Raw genomic sequence first — 21,636 nt, forward strand, 5'->3', positions numbered from 1 at the left:
CTCCCGCAGGAACTCCGGGTTCCACGCCAGCTCCGCCTGCTCCCCCACCGGCGCCGCGCGCGCCACCGCCCTCGCGGCTCCCGGCCCGCTGCCGGAGATGGCGGTACGGTCCGTCGGCACCGGCGGGGGCCGCCGCGACACGCCGGACCGCCCCAACATCACCCGCGTCGTCGTCGGCACCGCCGCGCCCGCGGACCCCCTCGGCGGCGGCCCCGCCGAGGGCGAGGTCACCGTCGTGGAGAGCACCGTCGACGACCTCGACCCGCGGCTGTGGCCCTCGGTCCTCGCCGCCCTGCGCGCCGCCGGCGCCTGGGACTGCTGGACCACCGAGACCGTCGGCCGGCACGGCCGCCCCGGCCGCGTCGTCACCGCGCTGTGCGCGGACGACGTGCGGCCGGCCGTCGCCGACGCGCTGTTCCTGCACACCACCACGCTCGGCGTCCGCTGGTCCGCCCACCGGCGCCTCATGCTGCCCCGGCACAGCGCCGTGGTGGCCGTGGGCCCGCCCGGCGCCGAGCAGCAGGTCACCGTCAAAGTGGCGGACGGCCCCGGCGGCGCGCTCACCGTGCAGCCGGAGCTGGCCGAGGCGGAGACCGCCGCGGCCGCGCTGGGCTGGCCCGTACGCGCGGTGTGCGAAGCTGCCGCAGTCCGCTACCGGGGCGACCTGGCGGTGCCGCGGCCCGCCACCGGTTGACGCCGGTCCGCACCAGAAACAGAGACCGGCATATGCAAGACCAGACCAGGGGAGGGCACGAGTGACGGGGACCTACCGCATCGGGCGACTCGACGACGCGCACGTCCTGCTGACCGGAGCCACCGGCTTCATCGGGCAGGCGCTGCTGGAGCGGCTGCTGTCCGGCCACCCCGGCACCCGGGTGACGATCGTCGTCCGCCCGCGGGGCAACGGCGGCGCCGCCGACCGCTTCCGCCGGCTGCTGCGCAAGGACGTCTTCCGCGCCTGGCGCGAGCAGGTCGGCGACGAGGCCGCGTTCGCCGAGGCGGAGCGGCGCGTCACCGTCGTCGAGGGCGCGCTCGACCGGCTGGAGGACGTCGAGTTCCCCGGCGACGTCGACGTCGCCATCCACTGCGCGTCGTCCGTCTCCTTCGACCCGCCCATCGACGAGGCGTTCAGCAGCAACGTCTCCGGGGCCGTCGCGCTGTACGAGAAGCTGGGCGAGCAGGAGCGCCCGCCGCACATCGTGCACATCTCCACCGCGTACGTCTCCAGCGGCGGCCAGGGCCTGGTGCGCGAGGGCCGGCTCACCCACGACGTCGACTGGCGGCGCGAGCTGGCCCAGGGCCTGGCCGCCCGCGACGACGTCGAGCGCGCCTCCCGCCGCCCCGAGGTGCTGCGCAAGGCGCTGGAGAAGGCCGGCCGCGACCACGGCAAGGCCGGCCCGCAGATCGCCGCCAAGGACGCGGAGGAGGCGCGCCGCGCGTGGGTCGAGGAGCGGCTCGTCGAGCACGGCGCCACCCGCGCCGAGATCCTCGGCTTCTCCGACGTCTACACCTTCACCAAGGCCATGTCCGAGCGCGCCGTCGAGGAGCTGTGGGCGGGCCGGCCGCTGTCGATCGTGCGCCCGGCGATCGTGGAGAGCGCGCTGCGGCACCCGTACCCCGGCTGGATCGACGGCTTCAAGATGGCCGACCCGCTGATCATCGCGTACGGCAGCGGGCTGCTGCGCGACATGCCGGGACAGCCGGACACGGTCATGGACGTCGTCCCCGTCGACCTCGTCGTCAACGCCACCCTCGCCGCCGCGGCGGCCCCGCCCGACGAGGGCGCCGAGCCGCACTACTTCCACGTCGGCTCCGGCGCCACCAACCCCCTCACGCTGCGCGACCTCTACAAGCACGTGCACTCCTACTTCCGCCGCGACCCGCTGCCGGAGAGCAGCGGCCGCGGGCACGTGCGCCCGCCGTCGTGGACCTTCCCCGGCGCCGCCCGCGTGGAGTTCGCGCTCGGCGCCGGCGAGCGGGCCGCGAACATCGCCGACAAGCTGCTCGGCCAGCTCCCCGGCACCGAACGCACCCAGGAGTGGGCGAGCAGGCTGCACAAGGAGAAGCGGTCCCTGGAGACGCTCCGCAAGTACTCCGACCTGTACGGCGTCTACACCCGCACCGCCGTCGTCTACGACGACCGCGAGCTGCGCGCGCTCAACGCCGCGCTGCCCGCCGACCGCGCCGCCGAGCACGGCTTCGACCCGGCCGGGATCGACTGGTACACGTACCTCGAAGAGGTCCACTGCCCCAAGGTCACCGCCCCGCTGCGGGCCCGGACCGGCGGCCGGCGCGGCACCCGGAAGCCGAACCCCGCCGCGCTCCCGCCCGGCGGGAGCCCGGCGGGGGGGACCGCGGGCGGCACCGCGGCCGTGTTCGACCTGGACGGCACGATCATCGCCTCCGACATCGTCGAGTCGTACGTGTGGACCCGGCTGGCGTCGCTGCCCCGCGGGCGCTGGGCCCCCGAGCTGTTCGACCTCGCCCGCAACGCCCCCCGCTACCTGCTCGCCGAGCGCCGCGACCGCGGCGACGTGATGCGCTCCTTCTTCCGCCGCTACGAGGGCGCACACGTCGAGGAGCTGCGCGCCCTGGTCGCCGAGCAGGTCGGCGACGCGCTACTGCACCGCGTCATGCCGGAGGCCGTACGGCGCATCCGCGCCCACCGCGCCGCCGGCCACCGCACCGTGCTCATCACCGGCAGCCTCGACCTGCTCGTCGAGCCGCTCCGGCCGCTCTTCGACGACATCGAGGCGACCCACCTCGCCGAACGCGACGGCATCCTGACCGGCTTCCTGCGCACCCCGCCGATCGTCGGCGAGGGCCGCGCGGCGTGGCTGCAGAGCCACGCCCGCGAGCGGGAGCTGGACCTCGGCGCCAGCTACGGCTACGCCGACAGCTACTCGGACCGGCCGCTGCTGGAGGTCGTGGGCAAGCCGCACGCCGTCAACCCCGACACCCGGCTGTTCCGGCACGCCAAGCGCCGCCACTGGCAGATCGCCCGCTGGGGGACGCACACCGCGAGCCGCTGGGACGCGCTCGCGGGCACCGTGATCAGCCACACCCGGCCGCGGCCCGTACGGGCCCTGCCCGCGGCCGGCCGCACCGCATCCGACGGAGAGGGCCGATGAGCCTGGCGCTGCAGTACCACCGTTCGCCCGCGCGCTTCCTGGCCGCCCGCGGGCTCAGCCGGACCCGCAGCCGCGCCGCCGGCTCGCTGGCCGGCTCGCTCGCGCCGCTGCGGCTCAGCCGCGACCGGCGCGAGCTGCCCAAGGGCGACGGCTGGACCCGGCTGGCACCCAGCCTGTCCGGCATCTGCGGCTCGGACCTCGGGATGCTCAACGGCACCGTGTCGCCGTACCTGGCGGCGCTGACGTCCACGCCGTTCGTGCCCGGCCACGAGGTCGTCGGGACCACGCTCGACGACCTGCCGGCCATCCCGCGCGGCACCCGCGTCGTGCTCGACCCGGTGCTGTCCTGCGCGGTACGCGGTCTGCCCGAGTGCGACGCCTGCCGCGCCGGCCACACCAACCGCTGCGACCACATCACCTCCGGGCACCTCTCGCCCGGCATGCAGACCGGCTACTGCGCCGACACCGGCGGCGGCTGGGCCCAGCGCATGGTCGCGCACGAGCACCAGCTCCGCCCGGTGCCCGACGACCTGCCGGACGAGCGCGCGGTGCTCATCGAGCCGCTGGCCTGCGCGATCCACTCGGTGCGCCGGGTGCCGATCGAGCCGGGCGCCTCGGTGCTCGTCATCGGGGCCGGCACGGTGGGGCTGCTCACCGTGCTGGCGCTGCGGCAGCTCACCGAGGCCGGCACCATCCACGTCGTCGCCAAGCACGGCCACCAGCGCGAACGGGCGCTGGCCCTGGGCGCCGACGAGGCCGTCGAGCCGGACCGCGCGCTGCGCGCGGTCCGCCGGCTGACCTCGGCGCTGGCCCAGCGCCCCGAGCTGGGCTCCGAGTTCCTGCTCGGCGGGGCGGACGTGGCCTTCGAGTGCACCGGCGGCGGCGCCGGCCTCGACACCGCGCTGCGTACCGTACGGGCCGGGGGGACGGTGGTCGTCTCCGGCATCCCGGGCGGGGCCGACCTGACCCCGCTGTGGTACCGGGAGCTGAGCCTGGTGGGCGCGTACACCACCAGACGCCGCGAGGACGCCACGAAGGACGGCGGCCCCGACACGGGCCCCGACGGCCGCCCCGGCACCGACTTCGACAAGGCGGCGCAGCTCGCCGCGTCGGCGCCCCTCGACGGGTACGTCGAACGCTATGCGCTCCAGCAGTGGCGCCCCGCGCTGGAGCACGCGTTCGCGGCCGGCTCGGCGGGCTCCGTCAAGATCGCCTTTGACCCGACCCTGGACGGCTGACCGGGCACGAATGGCAGGGTAGGGGCCGGCACACCAGTCGGCCGCCCCCCACCGCCGTACGCAGCCGCAGGGCAACCGCCGCCCGCACCGCCGCCCGCTGCCGGCGCCGGCGACCACACTGAGGAGAGAACGTGAGCAGACCAGGCTTCGTGCTGGAAGTCGACGAACGAACCCCGCCCCTGCTCGTGCACGAGGGCGAGAATTTCCGGCTGGAGCGGCTGCCCCACGGCACCCGGGTGATCTACCCGCCCGACTCGCTGCCCGGCATCCGCGACCTCGACGGGGTCATCCGCCGCGCGCTGCTCGAACCGCACGGCAGCGAGCCGCTGCCCGAGCTGCTGTTCCCCGGCATGCGGCTGACGATCGTCTTCGACGACCTGTCGCTGCCGCTGCCGCCGATGCGCCGGCCCGACGTGCGCCAGCGCATCATCGAGCAGGTGCTGGAGATGGCGGCGGCCAAGGGCGTGGACGACGTCGAGCTGATCGCCGCCAACGCCCTGCACCGGCGCATGACCCCGGCGGAGCTGCAGCACGTGGTGGGCGACCGGGTGTTCCGGTCGTTCTTCCCGCAGCACCTCACCAACCACGACGCGGAGGACCGCGACAACCTCGTCCACCTCGGCGACACGGCGGAGGGCGAGGAGGTCGAGATCAACCGGCGGGCGGCCGAAAGCGACCTCGTCGTCTACGTCAACATCACCTCGACGGCGATGAGCGGCGGACCCAAGTCGGTGTCGGTGGGCCTCGCCAGCTACCGCAGCATCCGCCACCACCACAACGTGCACACGCTGCGGCACTCCCGGTCGTTCAACGACCCGCCGAAGTCGGCCATGCACCACTCGTACAACCGCATGCAGGACCTGATCGGCGGCCAGGTCAAGGTGTTCACCGTCGAGACGACGCTGAACAACGACACCTTCCCGGCCGCCACCCGCTTCCTCAACAAGCGCGAGTGGGAGTGGAACTACGGCGACCAGGCCGCCTACCTCGCCTCCCGGCGCGGCAACTCACTGATGACGCCGTCGATGCGGCGCCGGCTGTGGCACCGCACGGAGGCGCCGTACGGGGTCACCGGCGTCAACGCCGGCGCGCCCAGCGAGGTGCACCCGATCACCCTGCGGAACGTGCACCGCCAGCAGCTCACCGAGGTGCAGGGACAGGCCGACGTCGCCGTCTACGGGCTGCCGTACATCTGCCCGTACAACGTCAACTCGGTGATGAACCCGATCCTGACGATGTGCCTGGGCCTGGGCTACTTCTTCAACCTCTATCTGAACCAGCCGATCGTGCGGGAGGGCGGCGTCGGGATCTTCTACCACCCGATGCCGAACGAGTTCCACCCCGTCCACCACCCCAGCTACATCGACTTCTACGAAGAGGTGCTGGCCGAGACCACCGACCCGGCGGTCATCGAGGCCAAGTTCGAGAAGCAGTTCGCCACCGACCCCTGGTACACCCACCTCTACCGGAAGAGCTACGCCTACCACGGCGTGCACCCCTTCTACATGTGGTACTGGGGCGCGCACGCGATGCAGCACCTGGGCCAGGTCATCTTCGTCGGCGCCGACCGCAGCGCCGCGGCCCGGCTCGGCGTGCAGTCGGCCTCGACGCTGAACGACGCGCTGCAGCTGGCGTCGCAGACGGTGGGCACCAGCCCCTCGATCACGTACCAGCACATGCCCCCGCTGACCCTGGCATCGGTCCGATGAGCGGCGCGAAGACCCCGCGGAAGGGCGGCAGGGGCAGCCTGCGCGGCGACCTCGCGATGCTGCGGTCGGGCCGCGACTGGCGCGGCCGCGCCCTGGCCCCCCGCGGCTACCGCACACCGGGCGGCGGCGCGGCGGGCTACGGGGCGGGGAAGGCGGAGCAGAAGACCTTCCCCACCGCGTGGGCGCGTACGCCCGCGGCGCGCGCCGTGCGCAACGTGCTCCAGCGCGGGGTGCTCAAGCAGTACGCCTGGGCCAAGACGCGGCCGCAAGTCGAGGGCCTGGACCTGCTGGAGTCGCTGCGCGGCCCGGCGATCTTCGTGGCCAACCACTCCAGCCACCTCGACACCCCGCTGATCCTCGGCTCCCTGCCCCGCCGCATCGCCGACCGCACGGCGGTCGGCGCGGCGGCGGACTACTTCTTCACCTCCACGGCGGTCAGCGTGACGACCGCGCTGATGTTCAACGCCTTCCCCGTGGACCGCTACGGCTCGCGCCGCAGCGGGGTGTCGCTGCCGGCCGAGCTGATCGACGACGGCTGGAGCCTGCTGCTGTACCCGGAGGGGACGCGGTCGCACGACGGCTGGATGAGCTCGTTCAAGATGGGCGCGTCGAGGCTGTGCGTGAGCATGGGCATCCCGGTCGTCCCGGTCGCGGTCCGCGGCACGTTCGCGGCGATGCCGCGCGGCAAGGCCCTGCCGACCCGCACGGGCACCCGCCTCGTGGTCCGCTTCGGCCGCCCCCTGCCCCCGCAGGAGGACGAGTCGATCACGGACTTCCGCACCCGGATGCTCCGCCACATCGCCGCCCTGTGGTCCGAGGAGGACCTCGGCTGGTACCAGTCGCTCCGCGCCGCCCACGAGGGCCGCCTCGCGCTGCCGGAGGGCCGCACGACGGCGCTGCCGCTGACGTCGACACCGGTCGAGCAGGGCAAGCCGGTGGCGGAGTGGCGGCGGGTGTGGGAGGCGACGAAGCCGTCGATGGGGGACGGCCGCAGACGGGTGTGGCGGAACGACTGAGGGCGAGCCCGCCCCCACGCCGGAGACGCGCACGGCTGCCTGCGGGGTCGCAGGGGCGCAGCCCCCGGGGGGTGCGCGGGCGTAGCCCCCGCGGGTCTCTGTCCGCGCCGGAGGTGCGGTGCGGGGTCCGGGGCGCGGCCCCGGTTCCGGGAAGGGGCGGGATTGGGGAACACCCCCCCGCCACCGACCCCGGTGTCGGCGGCCGGTGCCAGACTCGGCCCCATGCGATGGGCCATGGCCGACGGACCCCACAACGGCGTCACCGTATGCCCGGTCACCCCCGACGGCCACCCCGCCGCCCCCGCCGAAACCCACCCCCACCCCGCCGACGCCCTCCGCCACCACCCCACCGCCGACCGCTGGATCTGGCCCGCCACCGCCGAGTTCTACCCCCGTCTCCTCGACGCCGGCCTCACCGTCCCCCGCTGCCACGACATCGAGGCCGCCGAGGCCATCCTCCTCGGCCACGAGGGGCTGTGGGGCCTGCCCCGCTCCCTCGCCGCCGCCTGGGCCCGCCTCCGCGGGCACCCCGTGCCCGCGGACCGCCCGCCCCGCCCGTTCGCCGGCGAGCCCGCGCCCACCCTCTTCGACGCCGCCCCCGCCGCCGCCCCGCTCCCCGACGGCACCGACCCGCTGCACGCCCTCCTCGCCGTCCACGCCGCACAGCAGGAACGTATCGCCGCCACCGCCCACCCCCACCGCCTGCGGCTCCTCGTCGCCGCCGAGTCCGCTGGCCTGCTCGTCGCCGCCGAGATGCACCGCGCCGGCCTCCCGTGGCGCGCCGACGTCCACGACGCCCTGCTCACCGAGCTGCTCGGCGGCCGCTATCCCGGCGGTCTGGAGCCGCCCCGCCTCGCCGAGCTGGCCGAGGAGGTGTCCCGGGCGTTCGGCGAGCGGGTCCGCCCGGACCTGCCCGCCGAGGTGGTCCGCGCGTTCCGCAGGGCCGGTGTCCGTGTCACGTCCACCCGCAAGTGGGAGCTGCGCGGTATCGACCACCCCGCCGTCGCCCCGCTGCTGGAGTACAAGAGGCTGTACCGGCTGCACACCGCCCACGGCTGGTCCTGGCTGCAGACCTGGGTGCACGGCGGCCGGTTCCGACCCGAGTACCTGCCGGGCGGCGCCATGTCCGGCCGCTGGACCACGCACGGCGGCGGCGCGCTCCAGATCCCGCGTGTGGTGCGCCGGGCGGTGGTCGCCGACGCGGGCTGGCGGCTGGTGGTCGCCGACGCCGACCAGCTGGAGCCGCGGGTGCTGGCCGCCGTGTCGGGCGACCCGGGGCTGATGGCGGCGGCCGACGGCACCCGGGACCTGTACGCGGCGCTGGCCGACCGCGCGTTCGCGGGCGGGCGCGCCGAGGCCAAGCTCGCGCTGCTGGGCGCGATCTACGGGCAGACCTCCGGCGACGCGCTGACGTACCTCGCGGATCTGCGCCGCCGTTTCCCCGCCGCCGTGGCGTACGTGGACGAGGCCGCCCGCGCCGGCGAGGAGGGCCGTCTGGTGCGCAGCCACCTGGGCCGTACGTGCGCGCCGTCGGACGCGGCCGACGACGGCGAGGCGGGGCTGCCGCAGGAGGACGGCGGGGGCGGGGCACCGGCGCGCGGGGGCGCCGCCGCGCGGGCGCGCGGCCGGTTCGCGCGCAACTTCGTGGTGCAGGCCAGCGCGGCGGAGTGGGCGCTGTGTCTGCTGGCCGCGCTGCGCCAGGAGCTGGCGGGGCTGCGGGCGGAGCTGGTGTTCTTCCAGCATGACGAGGTGATCGTGCACTGCCCGGCGGAGGAGGCCCCGGCGGTGGAGAAGGCGCTGGCGGCGGCGTCGGCGCGGGCGGGGGAGGTCGTGTTCGGGGCGACGCCGGTGGTGTTCTCGTTCACGACGGCGGTGGTGGAGTGCTATGCGGACGCGAAATAAGGGCGGGCGGGGCGTACGGGCCACGAGGTAGAACGGGTACGTGCCCGACAACCGACCGCAGGACGGTCCACCGCAGACCGCCGTACGACGGACCGCCCCACCGCAGGCCGCCCCACCGCAGGCCGCCGCACCGCCCGGCACCCCACCGCAGGACGCCCCGCCCCCCGCCCACCTCGTCTCCCGCCTCCGCGCCGCCGGCTGCGTCTTCGCCGAGGACGAGGCCCGCCTCCTCCTCGCCGCCGCCTCGGGACCGGCCGAGCTGGACCGGCTCACGGACCGCCGCGTCGCCGGCCGGCCGCTGGAGCAGGTGCTCGGCCGGGCCGAGTTCTGCGGGCTGCAGATCGCGGTGGAGCCGGGCGTGTTCGTCCCGCGCAGGCGGAGCGAGTTCCTGGTCCGCGAGGCCGCCGCGGCGGCCCGGGCAGCCGGCGAGGCCGCCGCAGCCGCGACCGCCCGCCGCCTCGTCGTCCTCGACCTGTGCTGCGGCTCCGGCGCCGTCGGCGCCGCGGTCGCCGCCGCCGTACCGGCCGCCGAGCTGTACGCCGCCGACGTCGACCCCGCGGCGGGCCGCTGCGCCCGGCGCAACGTCGAGCCGGCCGGCGGCGCGGTCTACGAGGGCGACCTGTACGCCGCGCTGCCCGCCGCACTCCGCGGCCGCGTGGACGTACTCGTCGCCAACGCCCCGTACGTGCCCACCGCCGAGATCCCGTTCCTGCCGCCGGAGGCCCGCGACCACGAGCCGCTGACCGCGCTCGACGGCGGCGCCGACGGGCTCGGCGTCCAGCGCCGCGTGATCGCGGAGGCCCCGCGGTGGCTGTCGCCCGGCGGGGTGCTGCTGGTGGAGACGAGCGCCCGCCAGGAGCCCGGCACCCGCGCGGCGGTCGCCGCCGCCGGGCTGACGGCGCACACCGCGACGTGCCCGGACCTGGTGGCGACGGTCGTCACCGGACGCGGCGGCCGCAGCCCGCACCCGCCCGCCGCGCGAGCCTCCGCACCCGGTGCTGCATGACGCGGCAGCGCCGCCTGCGTCCGGAAGCGCTGGCACCCTGGGCGGCGTTCATGCCAGGGCGCCCGTCTGGCGCAGCAGGGTCAGGGCGTCGGCGACGGCCCAGTGTTCGGCCAGCTGCCCGTCCCGGTAGCGGACCAGGTCCATCACGCGGAACCCGACCTGGTTGCCGGACGGGGCGACGTCGAACCACGGGCCGGTGTGCCTGCCGCGGAACACCTTGTGGGTGGCCACGAGATCCCCGTCGCCCACACAGTGCAGGATGTCCACGGTGAGATCGGAGAAGGCCGCGTGCATCGCGGCCATGGTGGCTCGGACCCCTTCCCGGTCGGCTGCCTGCCCCGGTTCGGTCGTGTGGTTGCGGTAGTCGGGATGCACGAGCGTGTCGATCAGTTCGAGCCGCCCTCCGTGCTGCACCTGCTCGACGAAGAACCGCATACGGTCCACGCTGGACGGCGACTCGCCGGTGTCTGTCATGGCTCCAGTCCAGCAGCCGCCCGCCGGTGACACCAAGACCGATCGGAGCCCCCGGCCATACCCTGAGGGTATGGACTCCCGGGAGCTGGCCTACTTCGTCGCGGTGGCCGAGGAACGGAACTTCACCCGGGCCGCAGCTCGGCTCGGTATCGCCCAACCTCCGCTGTCCCGGGCGATCCGCCGGCTGGAACGGCGGCTGGGCGTCCAACTGCTGGAGCGCACCAGCCGCCACATAGCGCTCACCCGGGCCGGCGAGATCCTGCTGCGTGCGGGCCGTGAGGCGCTCACCGCCCTGGAGCGGGCGGAACACCTGGCCCGGCGCGCCGGGCGGGCGCCGCGGAAGCTGACGGTCGTGACGAAACCCGGCGGCGACGCCGGCCTGCTTGAACCTGTCCTGTCGCGGTTCGCCGCCCACCCCGACGCGATCGACGTCGAGGTGACGGTCTGCGGCATCGGCCAGGAGAAGGCCCTGCTGCGTGACGGCGCCGCGGACGTCGCGTTCGTACGGCTGCCGCAGGCCGACCTGGGCGGCCTGGCCAGCGAGGAACTGCTGACCGAACGCGAACTCGTGGTGCTGGCGCCGGACCACCGGCTGGCCGGGAGCGCGTCGCTGCGCATGGCCGACCTGGCCGGTGAGACCTTTCCGCGCTGGACCGCGGACGCGCCGGGCAGCGGACCCGTCATCACGGACACCGGCCAGGTGGCCGAGCTGATCGCTCTCGGCCGCATGGCCGCCGTCCTGCCCGAGTCGGTCGCACGTCACCTCGGCCGGCGCCTGGTCGCCGTACCCGTCCACGGCCGCCGGACGACCGTGCTCGCCGTCTGGCCCGAGGAGCGCCGCGACCGTGCCCTCGCCGCGTTCCTCCGCACGGCCGCCGAGGTCGCCGCGACGAGCCCGCCCCTCGACCCGCCGGCCACCGAGGCCCCGCCGAGGTGAGAGCCCTCGTAGGACGGCGCGTTGCCGAAGCACGGGGCAGTGGGACCGAAAGCGCCCCGCGTGGGACCGGATGTTGAGGGCGATCGACGCCGACGAGATCGACGCCATCATCGTCTACCACGGCGACAGACTGATCAGGCAGCCGTTCGTCCATCGACGAGAGGGAGCGGGACGCGCTCATCGACCGCGCCGCGAAGTGCCCGGACCTGATCGTCGAGTACGAGCCCGCGGTAACAGCACGATGCCCCCTGTCCTGGCCACGTGGCCGGGGCAGGGGGCGATGCGTCATGCCAGGACATGGTGACGCTTACATCTCTGGCGGCTGGCTGTAGCTGTCGATGACAGCCTTCGTCGTCGAGGCGTCCTGAAAGATCAGTTCCCACGGGCCGGTGTTGACGTCCATCTCCTTGCCGAAGCCGACCCACTTGCCGGCCATGCGGCGGCCGGTGGGTTCGACGAGCAGTTGCAGCGCGCCGTGATAGCGGGCGCCGCGGTAGTAGCCGTCCGAGGCAGTCTGCTCTGTCCACGTGCCGGTGACGACGCTGCCGTCGACCGTGAGGTCCAGCGTCAGCGGCGACTCGGGGTTCAGAGAGGCGTTCGGCAGGCTGCGGCCGGTGAGGACGTTGCCGTGCTGGACGAGCACCACGAAGTGACCGCCGGTGAACGACTCCCCGCGGCCGGAGGAGAAGAACTCGTACCGGCTTAGCCAGATACCGGCGTAGCTTGTCGCCGGGGCCGTTCGCGGTGCAGTGGCCCCGCTCCCGGTTGGGATGCCGGTGGGTGAGTCTTCGAGGTCGTGGCCGCCGTGCCCGTCGTCGGCGACGCGGGCCTGGGGGACGGTGAAGCCGAGTGCGGCCACTGGCAGGCCCGTCACGGCCTCTAGCGCGCGGGCGTAGGCCGGGTGGGGTGCGGTGACGGTGCCCGCCTCCCAGCGCTGGATCAGGCGTTTGTTCGCGCTGTTTGGCCGGCCGATGCGTTCGCCTGCCGTGCGTATGGCACGGGCCAGGTCGTCCTGTGACATCTGCAGCGACAGCCGAGCGGCCTGTAGCGCGCTGTTGGGTGTAGCCATACCAATCACCGTAGCCATGGTCCTTCAGGAACGACACCTAAATGACGCCGTCCGTGTCGTCGGAATGTCGCCTGCGACGACGCCGCGGATGGCGACGTTTCGGCGTCATTCTGTCCGGGTGGCAGAACGTATCAGTACCTGGCTGACCCCGCAGCTCGAATCTCCCCGGCTGACGCTGCGCGTGTCCCGCGACGGCGGGCGCAGCTGGGGGCCCGTGAAGCGGTTCTACTCCCGCGACTGCGAGCCTCCTCTACTCAATGGCGCCTATCCGCCGTGCGAGTGTCCGCGCTGCCGCGGGGGGCGGTGAACATGCGCGGCGACGGGCGGCCTGCACCGCCGGCGGCGGGCGATCTGTTGATCGACCGCAGGACCGGCAGGCTCGGGCGCGTGGTCCGCGTGCTCGACGAGTACGCCCGGCTCCGCCCGCCACGCGGCGGGCGTCCGTGGATCGCGCCGCTCCCCGCGGTCCGGCCCGCGACCGACGACGAGCGGCGGGCTGCAGCGCGGCGAACGGCAGTCCTCACCTGGCGAGGAGCCACACGGTGACCGCCCCCGCACGCCGCACCTACCTCTCACCGCCCGTTGACCTCCCCATCCGCGACGGCAAGGAAGCCCAGCCCTCCCCCGGCTGCGAGACGTGCAGCCAGCTCGACCGGAACGCCGGGCCGCACGCAACCGCAGCGACCACTCGGCGGCCACCGACTGCTTCGTCCTCATCCGCCGACACCCCCAGCGCACCGCTGAATCCCCGCTCCTGACCGCCGGCTTGTCAACCCGGGCCAGGAGGAGGCCCCCGGTCGGCCGCCGCTGCTCACGGCCAGCCGGGAAAGGCGCTCCGCCCACTTGTCGAGGTGCCAGGCGGGCGGGGCGCGCACCACCGCCCCGGGCGGTCCGGGGCGGGCCCCGAGAGGAGCCACAGATGAACCCCCGAACCGCACAGGCGCGCAGCCGCCGTGAAGCCGCCCAAGCGGCCACCGCCGCGTTCCTCGCGCTGTCCGTCCTCGCCGCCCTGGCGGTGCTCGTCGCGTCCGAGACCGGCCACGTCTAAGGAGTCCGCCATGCACACTGTCCCTCTCAGGTTCGCCTGGTTAGAGGTCACCGGCCGCTGCAACGAGTCGTGCGGCCACTGCTACGCGGACAGCGGCCCGCAGGGCACACACGGCACGATGACGGTGCCGGACTGGGAGCGCACGATCCGGCAGCTCGCCGAGATCGGCGCGCTCGACGTCCAGTTCATCGGCGGCAACGTCAGGCGCACCGCGCTGGCCGACATCTGGACCGGCCCGCGCATGGCCGCCATCGGCCGCGAGATCCGGGACGCCCACGGCGCCGGCGCAGCATCGTGCACGCCTCCGCAGTTCCTTCCCATGTGCGGCCCCTGCGGGCCGTGCGTCCCCTCCGTCGGGCACTGCGATCCGCGGGCCACGGATAGCATCGGCTCGCCGGGATGACCACGCATTGGCAGGAGCACGCGATGACGGACCACGGCGACGACTACGACGGCCCGACGGACCCCGACGCCGGCGCGCCGGTCCGGTCGGACGAGGAGTGGGCGCAGATCGCCGGCTACACCCGGCACGCCGCGAACAAGCTCGGTGACGACCTCCCGCTGTGCCTGCCTGGGGAGCCCGACGAGTGCGGCCGGGGCCCACAGCAACACGTCCTCGCCTGGGCCGCCGAGCTGAAGGCGCGGGCGCACCACCTCATCGAGACCTCCGCCCCCAGCGAAGCGCGGGCCGCACACGTCGCAGGCCCGCTGTACCGCCGGCGGCTGGAAGAGCTGCGCGAGCGGACCTGACGCGCGAAGGCCCCGGTCGTGCCCCCCCCATCGGGCGCGGCGGCCCGCGCCGCCGGCGTGCTCAAGGGCAAGCCGTCTCCTTGTCCGAGGAGACGCCGATCCGGATGGTCACCGAGCGGGAGTGCGCCGGCGGTCTTGAGGGAGGTCCCCATGCTGTGGCGTAAGGCGGTCGAGAAGGAGCACGGGCGGCTGCCCGCGAAGGGTCGCGGCACCTCCAGCCGCAGTACGCAGTCGGCGCCCTCCCGGTCCCGCTGCGCCGCGCCGTGCGCACTCCGGAGCCGTACGCGCGCATCGCCCTCGGGCGCCGGGTCCGCGGTCTGCCGCGGGCGTACCGGCTCGCCCGGGTGTGGCTGGACCGCCGGGAGCTCGCGGCCGGCCGGCGGCCGGTGCCGACGCAGGACCGCCGCGGGCGGGCGGAGCGCTGGCTGTTGCGCCACTAGGCGAACCCCCGCACCCGGTGCTGCATGACGCGGTAGGGCCAGCCCTCAGCGGTGTTCCACTGGCTCACCGCGAGGTGCAGGTTGTCCGGCGTCGAGCCGGGGATGACGTAGCCGCCGTAGAGCTGCGCCACGTGGGAGTCGTCCTCGTTGCCCCACTCGCCGCCCCAGACCAGCGTCCGGCGGTGCGCCTCGTACATGTTGGACGTGGGGGTGTCCATGAGGATGCCGTCGATGCGGTAGTCGGCCTCGTTGAACCAGGTGAGGATCCACCTGCCCGCCATCGGCCGCAGGCACATCTCGCCGAAGCGCCCCTCCAGCACCGGCGTCGGCGGGTTGCCCCAGGCCCAGGCGCCGTTGCGGTAGCCCCACGGCTCGTACGCGCCGGGGTCGGCGATCCGGGTCGCGGGCACCCGCTGGAGGATCATCGGCTTGCTGCGGGTGAACTCCGTGGAGAACACGTACACGAAGCCGTCGTTCCCCTCCGCCCAGGTGAGCAGCTGGAACAGCCCGCCGTGCAGGTCGGGGGCGAACTTCGCGCCGGTGTGCACCCACGTGGCGCCGCTGTCGTCGGAGCGCCAGATCTCCGTCCAGACGACGTTGCCGAGGCCCTTGTTGACCATGGCGTGCAGGTACATCGTCGAGCCGACGGTGATCACGTCGGACGGCAGGACGGTGGAGAAGACGGGGTTGTCGTGCTCGTACGCCCACAGCTGCCGTGCCGCGGCGCCGCCCACCGCGCCGGACCAGGTGACGCCGGCGTCGAGGTCCCGGGTGGTGGAGTACAGCGCGACGGGTGAGCGCCACCAGCCGCCGCCGACGCGCGCCTGCTCGAAGGTGTCGCCGAAGACGAAGAGCATCCGGCCGTCCGGGGTGCGCACCGGGATGCCCAGGTCGGTGGCCTCCATACGGTACGCGGTGGTGATCCCGGGCCCGGTGAGGTCCCGGATCTTCGTCACCTCCGGTGCCCGCGCCCCGCGCCCGGCGCCGGCACCGCTGCGCGGCGGCACCGCCGTGTCGCGCGGCGCTCCCGCCGCGGCCTGCCCGGTGCCCAGCAGCACCCCGCCGCCGGCCGCGGCACCGGCCGCCGCTCTCAGGAACCGCGCCCTGCTCATCGGCGCGCCACGCCCTCGTCCGGCCTCGCGATGACTGCCCATGGGCCCTCCCGGAGATCAAAGAAATCGATTTCACGACCTCGCGGACAGAGCGTCCCACCGCCTCCCGGCCCCGTCAACAACCCCGGCACGGCGCCTCCCGCCGCCCGGCGCCGCCTCACCCGGCCCGCTGCGCCGCCACCAGCACCTCGCCCGCCGCCGTGCGGTAGTAGAGCACCGACCGGCCCGCCCGCCTGCGCACCACCAACCGGGCGTCGAGCAGCACCTTCAGATGCCGCCCCACCGAGCCCAGGCCCTGCCCGGTGAGCGCCACCAGCTGCGTGGTGCTCTTCGGCGTGTCGAGCAGGGCGAGGACCCTCGCGCGGGCCGGGCCGAGCAGGCGGCCCAGCGACTCCGGCGGCGCGGCGGAGCCGGTCTCGGCGAGCACGCCGGCGCAGGGGTAGACGAGCGCGTAGCGCTGCTGCGGGAGATGCCAGGAGACCCAGCCGGTGCGCGGCACGACCGGTACGAACAGCAGCCGGGCGCCGGAGACGTCCCGCGGCGGGTAGTCGCGCACGTTGATCTGCAGCCGGCTCGCGCCCAGCCACCGCGTTCCCGGCCGCAGCGTGTCCAGCGCGGACGCCCAGCCGCCCTGCCCCACCTGCGCGGTGCGCGCGACGATGTCCGCCTCGATGACGCGCCGGCGCCGCGGCCAGTCCGGCAGCACGGTCTCCCGCCACACCCACGCCAGCAACTCCGCGGCCAGGTGCGGCAGGTCGTCCCGGCGCAGCCGCTCGGGCAGCCGGCCGCCGAGGCTCACGGCGACGTCGGCGCGGGCGGCGTCCGCGGGCGTGGCCCGTACCGCCCGCAGCTCCTCCTCGAACGACACCCCGGGGGCGCCCGTGGGCGTCGGGGTGAGGAAGTCCGCGTTCCACGGCCGCAGCAGCCCCGCCGCGACCAGCTCGCCGGCCACCGGGTCGGCGGCGAGCCGCGCGCGGTAGGCCGGCAGGTGCGCGTCGAGCCAGGCGCGTTCGCCGGGGTGTCCGGCCGCGCCCCGCGCCAGCGTCTTCAGGCAGGCGAGGGCTTCGGCGTACGGCGAGACGACGAACCGGCTGTCCGCCAGCGTGTCCGCGTCGACCTGCCACCACCCCATTGCTTTCGCCTCCCGGCGAAACTCTAACCGCGCCGCGGCCGCCTCCCGCAGGCTGCCCGGCATGCGCACGTACCGCGAACTGTTCCGCACCCCGGAGTTCACGCCCCTCTTCGCCGCCTCCTCCCTCCAGATCGCCGGGCTGACGATCAGCGGCCTGGCCCTCGGTACGCACATCTACGAGGAGACCGGCTCCCCGCTGCTGTCCGCCCTCGCCATGTTCGGCCCCTCGCTGGCCCAGGTGCTCGGCGCGACCCTGCTGCTCTCCGCCGCCGACCGGCTGCCGCCGCGCGCCGCGATGGCCGCGCTCGCCCTCGTCTACGCGGCCGCGACCGCCGTACAGGCCACCCCGGGCATGCCGGTGTGGGGCGCGTTCGCGATCCTGCTCTGCCTCGGGCTGCTCGCCTCGGTCGGCGGCGGGGTGCGGTACGGGCTGCTCAACGAGATCCTGCCGCGCGACGGCTACCTGCTCGGCAGGTCGGTGGTCAACATGTCCGCCGGCGCCATGCAGATCACCGGCTTCGCCGTCGGCGGCGTGCTGGTGAGCACCCTGTCCCCGCGCGGCACGCTCCTCGTCGCCGCCGGGGCGTTCCTCGTCGGCGCCGCCGTCGCCCGCGCCGGGCTCGGCGCCCGTGCGCCGCGGCTGGCCGGCCGGCCCTCGGTCGCGGAGACCTGGCGGGTCAACGCGCTGCTCTGGTCCTCGCGGCACCGCCGCACCCTCTACCTGGCGCTGTGGCTGCCCAACGGACTCGTCGTCGGCGCCGAGTCGCAGTTCGTGCCGTACGACCCGGGCCGCGCCGGCCTGCTGCTCGCCCTCGCCGCGCTGGGCATGCTCGCGGGCGACGTGCTGGCGGGCCGGTTCGTGCCGGCCCGGTGGCGGGCCCGGCTCGGGGTGCCGCTGCTGATGCTGCTGGCCGTGCCGTACCTGGTCTTCGTGCTGCGGCCGCCGACCGCGGTCGCCGCGGTCGCCGTCACCGTCGCCTCGGCCGGGTTCGCCGCCAGCCTCGTCCAGCAGGAACGGCTCATGGCGCACACCCCGGACGAGCTGAGCGGCCAGGCCCTCGGGCTGCACACCGCCGGCATGCTCACGATGCAGGGCGTGGCCGCCGCCCTCGCCGGGGGGGTCGCGGAGCTGACCTCGCCGGCAACGGCGATGACCGCGATGGGGGCGGCGTCGGCCGCCGTCACGCTCGCCCTGGCGCCGGGCCTGCGCGCCGCCACGGCGGCGGCCCCGGCCCCCACGGCAGCCCCGGCCCCGCACCCGCCCGGTGGCGGAGGCGGGCGGCGGGACCGGGAGCCGGAGGCCAGGCCCCGGGCGCCCCGGGCCGGGTGACGGTGGCGACCGCGCCCGGCGGCAGCTCGTACGTCGGCGACGCGCCGGGCGCCGGCCAGCCTGCCGTCGAGGACGCGCAGGAAGTCGGGCGGCTCCTTCGGTGCGGGGGATGTGGATGAACCGCGGACGTCGGTGACCGCCCGGGCGCGCCGTCGTGGTGGGGGGAGGGGCAAGGACGCGGCGGCGGGCCCGGGCGGAGCGTGGTGCGGTGGGCGTACGGGCTAGGCCGCGCGCCGGGACGCCGCGCGGTGACCGCGGATCAGGTCGGCGTAGCGCCGGCCGCTGCCCTTGACGGTGCGCTGCTGGGTGGCGTAGTCGACGTGGACGAGGCCGAAGCGCTTGTCGTAGCCGTACGCCCACTCGAAGTTGTCCAGCAGCGACCACGCGAAGTAGCCCGCCAGCGGCACCCCCCGGCGCACCGCCTCGGCGCAGGCCGCGACGTGCTCCTCCAGATAGCGGGTGCGCTCCGGGTCGTCGATCCGGCCGTCGGGCCCGACCGCGTCGGGGTAGGCGGCGCCGTTCTCGGTGACGTACAGGCAGCGCACCCGGTAGTCGTCGGCCATCCGCTCCAGCGTTCTGGTCAGCCCCTCGGCGTGCACCTCCCAGCCCATGGCGGTGCGCCGCACGCCGGGCAGGTCGACCTGGCGCGCGTACGGCAGCGGGCCGTCCGGGTCGTCGGCGACGACGTTGCGGAAGTAGTAGTTCAGGCCCAGCCAGTCCAGCGGCGCGGCGATGGTCTCCAGGTCGCCGGGGCGCTCGGGCAGGTCCACGCCGTACAGCCGGCGCATGTCCTCCGGGTAGCCGCGGCCGTGGACGGGGTCCATCCACCAGCGGTTGGTGTGGCCGTCGGCGCGGGCGGCGGCGGCCACGTCCTCGTCCCGGTCGGAGGCCGGCTCGCAGTGCGTGAGGTTGTTGACCAGGCCGATCCGGGCGTCGGGCACGGCGGCGCGCAGCGCCTGGACCGCCAGGCCGTGGCCGAGGTGCAGGTGGTACGAGGCCCGTACCGCCGCCGTCAGGTCGGTGAGCCCGGGGGCCATCCGGCCCTCCAGGTGCCCGATCCAGGCCGAGCAGAGCGGCTCGTTGAGCGTGGCCCAGTGGGTGATCCGGTCGCCGAGCCGGCGGGCCACCGCGTCCGCGTACGCCGCGAACGCCTCGGCGGTCGCGCGCTCCGCCCAGCCGCCGCGGTCCTGCAGCGCCTGCGGCAGGTCCCAGTGGTAGAGCGTGGGGAACGGTGTGATGCCGGCTTCGAGGAGGGCGTCGGTGAGCCGGTCGTAGAAGGCGAGCCCGGGCTCGTTGACGGGCCCGTCGCCGCCCGGGACGACGCGCGGCCAGGCGATCGAGTAGCGGTACGCCCCGGTGCCCAGCCGGCGCATCAGCGCGATGTCCTCCGGCCAGCGGTGGTAGTGGTCGCAGGCGACGTCGCCGGTGTCGCCGCCCGCGACCATGCCGGGCGTGTGCGAGAACGTGTCCCAGATGGACGGGGCGCGGCCGTCCTCGCGGACGGCGCCCTCGATCTGGTACGCCGCGGTGGCCGTGCCCCACACGAAGTCGGACGGGAGGCGGTCGAGGTGCAGGTCGGTCACGGGGGTCCTTTCGGGCGGGGTCACTTGACGGCTCCGGCGGTCAGCCCGGCGACGAGGTAGCGCTGGAGCAGCAGGAAGCCGGCGACGACGGGGAGGCTGACGACGAGGGAGGCGGCCATGACCTGGTTCCAGTACACCTCGGTCTGGGTGGCGTAGCCCTGCAGCCCGACGGAGAGGGTCCGGGTGACGTCGTTGGTCATGACCGAGGCGAAGAGCACCTCGCCCCAGGCGGTCATGAAGGAGTAGATGGCGACGGCGACGATCCCGGGGACCGCGGCGGGCACCACGACGCGGAAGAGCGCCTTCAGCGGCCCGCAGCCGTCTACGAGCGCCGCCTCGTCCAGGTCGCGGGGGATGGAGTCGAGGTAGCCGACCAGCATCCAGATCGAGAAGGGCAGGGTGAAGGTCATGTACGTGAGGATCAGCCCGCCGCGGGAGCCGTAGAGGGCGATCCCGGTGGTGTTCCCGATGTTGACGAAGATCAGGAACAGCGGCAGCAGGAAGAGGATGCCGGGGAACATCTGGGTGGACAGTACCGTGACCGTGAAGATCCGCCTGCCGCGGAAGCGGTAGCGGCTGACCGCGTACGCGGCGAAGACCGCGACGACGACCGAGCAGCCGGTCGCGGCGCCCGCCACGATCAGTGAGTTCAAGAAGTAGCGGGCCAGCGGCACCGTGTCCCAGATGTCGAGGTACGGCCGTACGGTCAGCCCGCTGGGGATCCACTGGAACGCTCCCGTCACGTCCTCCAGGGGCTTCAGCGAGCTGCTGAGCATCACGTACACGGGGGTGACGGCGAAGGCCGTCAGCAGCGTGAGCACGATGCGCCGGGTCCAGACGAACGACCGCGGCGGCGCGGTGGGGGAGCTACGCACTGGCCGCCTTCCTTCCCCGGGAGGTGAGCAGCAGATAGCCGGCCGTGACGACCAGCAGGAAGAGCAGCAGCAGCACGGACATCGCCGAGCCGGCGCCGAAGTTCCAGGTGACGAAGGACGACTGGTAGATGTGGAGGGAGATGATGTCCGCCGACTCCGGCGCCGACTTGCCGAAGAGGATGTACGGCACGTTGAAGTCGTTGAAGGTCCACAGGAACAGCACGAGCACCAGCACCTGGTTGACCGGCCGCAGCGACGGCAGCGTGATCCGGCGGACCTGCTGCCAGATCCCGGCGCCGTCGATCGCGGAGGCCTCGTACACTTCCCGCGGGATGTTCTGCAGCGCGGCGGTGATCACCAGGAAGGCGAACGGCCAGGTGCGCCAGACCGAGACGACGACCAGCGAGACGAACGCGTTGTCGCCGATCAGCCAGAACGTCGGCTGGCCCGTCAGGCCCAGCTGGTCGTGGAGCACGTGGTTCACCAGGCCGTTGTCCCGCTGGAGCATGAACGACCAGGTGATGACGGCGGTGTAGACGGGCAGCGCGTACGGGGTGAGGAAGAGCGCGCGCAGCAGGCCGCGGCCGCGGAAGGGGTCCTGCATCAGGATCGCCGCCGTGACGCCGAGCAGCCACGACAGCCCGACCGCCAGCACCGTGAACGCGCAGGTGATGAGGAACGAGCGCAGCAGTGCCTCGCCCACGGGGGCGTCGAAGTCGACGGCGACCTCGAAGTTGTCCAGGCCCGCCCAGGGCGCGGCACCCCAGTCGCGGATGTAGTGCTGGGTCAGCTCCTTGAAGCTCATCACCACGCCGACGGCCATCGGCACCAGGTGGATCAGCAGCTCCAGCAGCAGGGCGGGCAGCAGCAGGAGGTACGGCAGG

Annotated in this window: 20 protein-coding genes; 13 read left to right on the plus strand and 7 right to left on the minus strand. The window is 74.5% G+C overall.

The window, feature by feature from the left end; all coding sequences use genetic code 11:
* From larC2 to ABD317_RS16890, 7 genes are all read left to right on the plus strand, one after another.
* On the plus strand, positions 1–694 hold a 694-nt coding region (gene larC2 / locus ABD317_RS16860; protein WP_344290796.1), incomplete at its 5' end, for a nickel pincer cofactor biosynthesis protein LarC2.
* A 61-nt stretch (positions 695–755) separates the two neighbouring features.
* Positions 756–3,131: an HAD-IB family hydrolase gene (locus ABD317_RS16865; protein ID WP_344290797.1), complete on the plus strand. Its 2,376-nt coding sequence runs from the start codon at positions 756–758 to the stop codon at positions 3,129–3,131.
* Positions 3,128–4,369 carry a zinc-binding dehydrogenase gene (locus tag ABD317_RS16870; RefSeq protein WP_027757295.1) on the plus strand — a complete coding sequence of 414 codons (1,242 nt, stop codon included), beginning with the start codon at positions 3,128–3,130 and terminating at the stop codon, positions 4,367–4,369. Before ABD317_RS16865 ends, ABD317_RS16870 begins: the two co-directional genes overlap by 4 nt.
* 131 nt (positions 4,370–4,500) lie before the next feature.
* Positions 4,501–6,078, plus strand: coding sequence for an NPN-dependent hydroxyacid isomerase, LarAH14/15/16 family (gene larAH, locus ABD317_RS16875; RefSeq protein WP_234020258.1), 1,578 nt, complete (start codon positions 4,501–4,503; stop codon positions 6,076–6,078).
* Positions 6,075–7,094 (plus strand): lysophospholipid acyltransferase family protein, encoded by a 1,020-nt coding sequence (locus tag ABD317_RS16880; RefSeq protein ID WP_344290798.1) that lies wholly within the window; start codon positions 6,075–6,077, stop codon positions 7,092–7,094. The genes larAH and ABD317_RS16880 overlap by 4 nt, the downstream gene beginning before the upstream one ends.
* Positions 7,095–7,316: 222 nt before the next feature.
* Positions 7,317–8,996: a bifunctional 3'-5' exonuclease/DNA polymerase gene (locus tag ABD317_RS16885; RefSeq protein WP_344290799.1), complete on the plus strand. Its 1,680-nt coding sequence runs from the start codon at positions 7,317–7,319 to the stop codon at positions 8,994–8,996.
* 40 nt (positions 8,997–9,036) lie between these two features.
* Complete coding sequence (locus ABD317_RS16890) at positions 9,037–10,002, plus strand: putative protein N(5)-glutamine methyltransferase (RefSeq protein WP_344290800.1); 966 nt, start codon at positions 9,037–9,039, stop codon at positions 10,000–10,002.
* A 48-nt stretch (positions 10,003–10,050) separates the two neighbouring features.
* Here ABD317_RS16890 and ABD317_RS16895 read toward each other — a convergent pair whose 3' ends face one another.
* The gene (locus ABD317_RS16895; RefSeq protein WP_027757299.1) at positions 10,051–10,476 is read right to left on the minus strand and encodes an ester cyclase; all 426 of its coding nucleotides are present in this window, start codon (positions 10,474–10,476) and stop codon (positions 10,051–10,053) included.
* 70 nt (positions 10,477–10,546) lie between these two features.
* On the opposite strand from ABD317_RS16895, the gene ABD317_RS16900 reads away from it, so the two are divergent.
* Positions 10,547–11,413, plus strand: a complete 867-nt coding sequence (locus tag ABD317_RS16900; RefSeq protein ID WP_344290801.1) for a LysR family transcriptional regulator — start codon at positions 10,547–10,549, stop codon at positions 11,411–11,413.
* A gap of 307 nt (positions 11,414–11,720) precedes the next feature.
* Here the strand turns inward: ABD317_RS16900 and ABD317_RS16905 are convergent, their stop codons facing one another.
* Complete coding sequence (locus tag ABD317_RS16905; RefSeq protein ID WP_344290802.1) at positions 11,721–12,482, minus strand: helix-turn-helix domain-containing protein; 762 nt, start codon at positions 12,480–12,482, stop codon at positions 11,721–11,723.
* 919 nt (positions 12,483–13,401) lie between these two features.
* Here ABD317_RS16905 and ABD317_RS16910 point away from each other — a divergent pair.
* The 4 genes from ABD317_RS16910 to ABD317_RS16925 all read left to right on the plus strand — a co-directional run bounded on the left by ABD317_RS16910 (position 13,402) and on the right by ABD317_RS16925 (position 14,720).
* A complete protein-coding gene (locus tag ABD317_RS16910; protein WP_344290804.1) occupies positions 13,402–13,530 on the plus strand; it encodes a hypothetical protein in 129 nt (42 codons plus the stop codon).
* 10 nt (positions 13,531–13,540) lie between these two features.
* Positions 13,541–13,933: a hypothetical protein gene (locus ABD317_RS16915; protein ID WP_344290805.1), complete on the plus strand. Its 393-nt coding sequence runs from the start codon at positions 13,541–13,543 to the stop codon at positions 13,931–13,933.
* Positions 13,930–14,280 (plus strand): hypothetical protein, encoded by a 351-nt coding sequence (locus tag ABD317_RS16920; protein ID WP_344290806.1) that lies wholly within the window; start codon positions 13,930–13,932, stop codon positions 14,278–14,280. The genes ABD317_RS16915 and ABD317_RS16920 overlap by 4 nt, the downstream gene beginning before the upstream one ends.
* Before the next feature lie 263 nt (positions 14,281–14,543).
* Positions 14,544–14,720 (plus strand): hypothetical protein, encoded by a 177-nt coding sequence (locus ABD317_RS16925; protein ID WP_344290807.1) that lies wholly within the window; start codon positions 14,544–14,546, stop codon positions 14,718–14,720.
* Here the strand turns inward: ABD317_RS16925 and ABD317_RS16930 are convergent.
* Together ABD317_RS16930 and ABD317_RS16935 are read right to left on the minus strand one after the other, a co-directional pair.
* Positions 14,717–15,832, minus strand: a complete 1,116-nt coding sequence (locus ABD317_RS16930; protein ID WP_344290808.1) for a glycoside hydrolase family 183 protein — start codon at positions 15,830–15,832, stop codon at positions 14,717–14,719. The genes ABD317_RS16925 and ABD317_RS16930 overlap by 4 nt on opposite strands.
* 157 nt (positions 15,833–15,989) lie before the next feature.
* Positions 15,990–16,964 (minus strand): transcriptional regulator, encoded by a 975-nt coding sequence (locus ABD317_RS16935; RefSeq protein ID WP_344290809.1) that lies wholly within the window; start codon positions 16,962–16,964, stop codon positions 15,990–15,992.
* Between the two features lie 61 nt (positions 16,965–17,025).
* Between ABD317_RS16935 and ABD317_RS16940 the strand changes: the two genes are divergently transcribed.
* Positions 17,026–18,294 (plus strand): MFS transporter, encoded by a 1,269-nt coding sequence (locus tag ABD317_RS16940; RefSeq protein ID WP_344290810.1) that lies wholly within the window; start codon positions 17,026–17,028, stop codon positions 18,292–18,294.
* A 221-nt stretch (positions 18,295–18,515) separates the two neighbouring features.
* Here ABD317_RS16940 and ABD317_RS16945 read toward each other — a convergent pair whose 3' ends face one another.
* The 3 genes from ABD317_RS16945 to ABD317_RS16955 all read right to left on the minus strand — a co-directional run.
* On the minus strand, positions 18,516–19,877 hold the full coding sequence (locus ABD317_RS16945) for a GH1 family beta-glucosidase (protein ID WP_344290811.1): 1,362 nt from the start codon (positions 19,875–19,877) through the stop codon (positions 18,516–18,518).
* A gap of 20 nt (positions 19,878–19,897) precedes the next feature.
* Positions 19,898–20,752, minus strand: coding sequence for a carbohydrate ABC transporter permease (locus ABD317_RS16950; RefSeq protein ID WP_344290812.1), 855 nt, complete (start codon positions 20,750–20,752; stop codon positions 19,898–19,900).
* Positions 20,745–21,636: carbohydrate ABC transporter permease (locus ABD317_RS16955; protein ID WP_344290813.1), on the minus strand; the 892-nt coding region annotated here is incomplete at its 5' end. The genes ABD317_RS16955 and ABD317_RS16950, both read right to left, overlap by 8 nt.

The sequence above is a fragment of the Streptomyces synnematoformans genome, assembly GCF_039531005.1.
In the GTDB taxonomy this organism is placed as follows: Bacteria; Actinomycetota; Actinomycetes; order Streptomycetales; family Streptomycetaceae; genus Streptomyces; species Streptomyces synnematoformans.

Excerpts from the sequence above, each read along its gene's own strand:
- ABD317_RS16935 (WP_344290809.1), bottom strand. The coding sequence starts at position 16,964 with ATGGGGTGGTGGCAGGTCGACGCGGACACGCTGGCGGACAGCCGGTTC.
- ABD317_RS16895 (WP_027757299.1), bottom strand. The coding sequence starts at position 10,476 with ATGACAGACACCGGCGAGTCGCCGTCCAGCGTGGACCGTATGCGGTTC.
- ABD317_RS16880 (WP_344290798.1), top strand. The coding sequence starts at position 6,075 with ATGAGCGGCGCGAAGACCCCGCGGAAGGGCGGCAGGGGCAGCCTGCGC.
- ABD317_RS16885 (WP_344290799.1), top strand. The coding sequence starts at position 7,317 with ATGCGATGGGCCATGGCCGACGGACCCCACAACGGCGTCACCGTATGC.
- ABD317_RS16940 (WP_344290810.1), top strand. The coding sequence starts at position 17,026 with ATGCGCACGTACCGCGAACTGTTCCGCACCCCGGAGTTCACGCCCCTC.
- ABD317_RS16930 (WP_344290808.1), bottom strand. The coding sequence starts at position 15,832 with ATGAGCAGGGCGCGGTTCCTGAGAGCGGCGGCCGGTGCCGCGGCCGGC.
- ABD317_RS16870 (WP_027757295.1), top strand. The coding sequence starts at position 3,128 with ATGAGCCTGGCGCTGCAGTACCACCGTTCGCCCGCGCGCTTCCTGGCC.
- ABD317_RS16910 (WP_344290804.1), top strand. The coding sequence starts at position 13,402 with ATGAACCCCCGAACCGCACAGGCGCGCAGCCGCCGTGAAGCCGCCCAA.
- ABD317_RS16905 (WP_344290802.1), bottom strand. The coding sequence starts at position 12,482 with ATGGCTACACCCAACAGCGCGCTACAGGCCGCTCGGCTGTCGCTGCAG.
- ABD317_RS16920 (WP_344290806.1), top strand. The coding sequence starts at position 13,930 with ATGACCACGCATTGGCAGGAGCACGCGATGACGGACCACGGCGACGAC.
- ABD317_RS16915 (WP_344290805.1), top strand. The coding sequence starts at position 13,541 with ATGCACACTGTCCCTCTCAGGTTCGCCTGGTTAGAGGTCACCGGCCGC.
- ABD317_RS16900 (WP_344290801.1), top strand. The coding sequence starts at position 10,547 with ATGGACTCCCGGGAGCTGGCCTACTTCGTCGCGGTGGCCGAGGAACGG.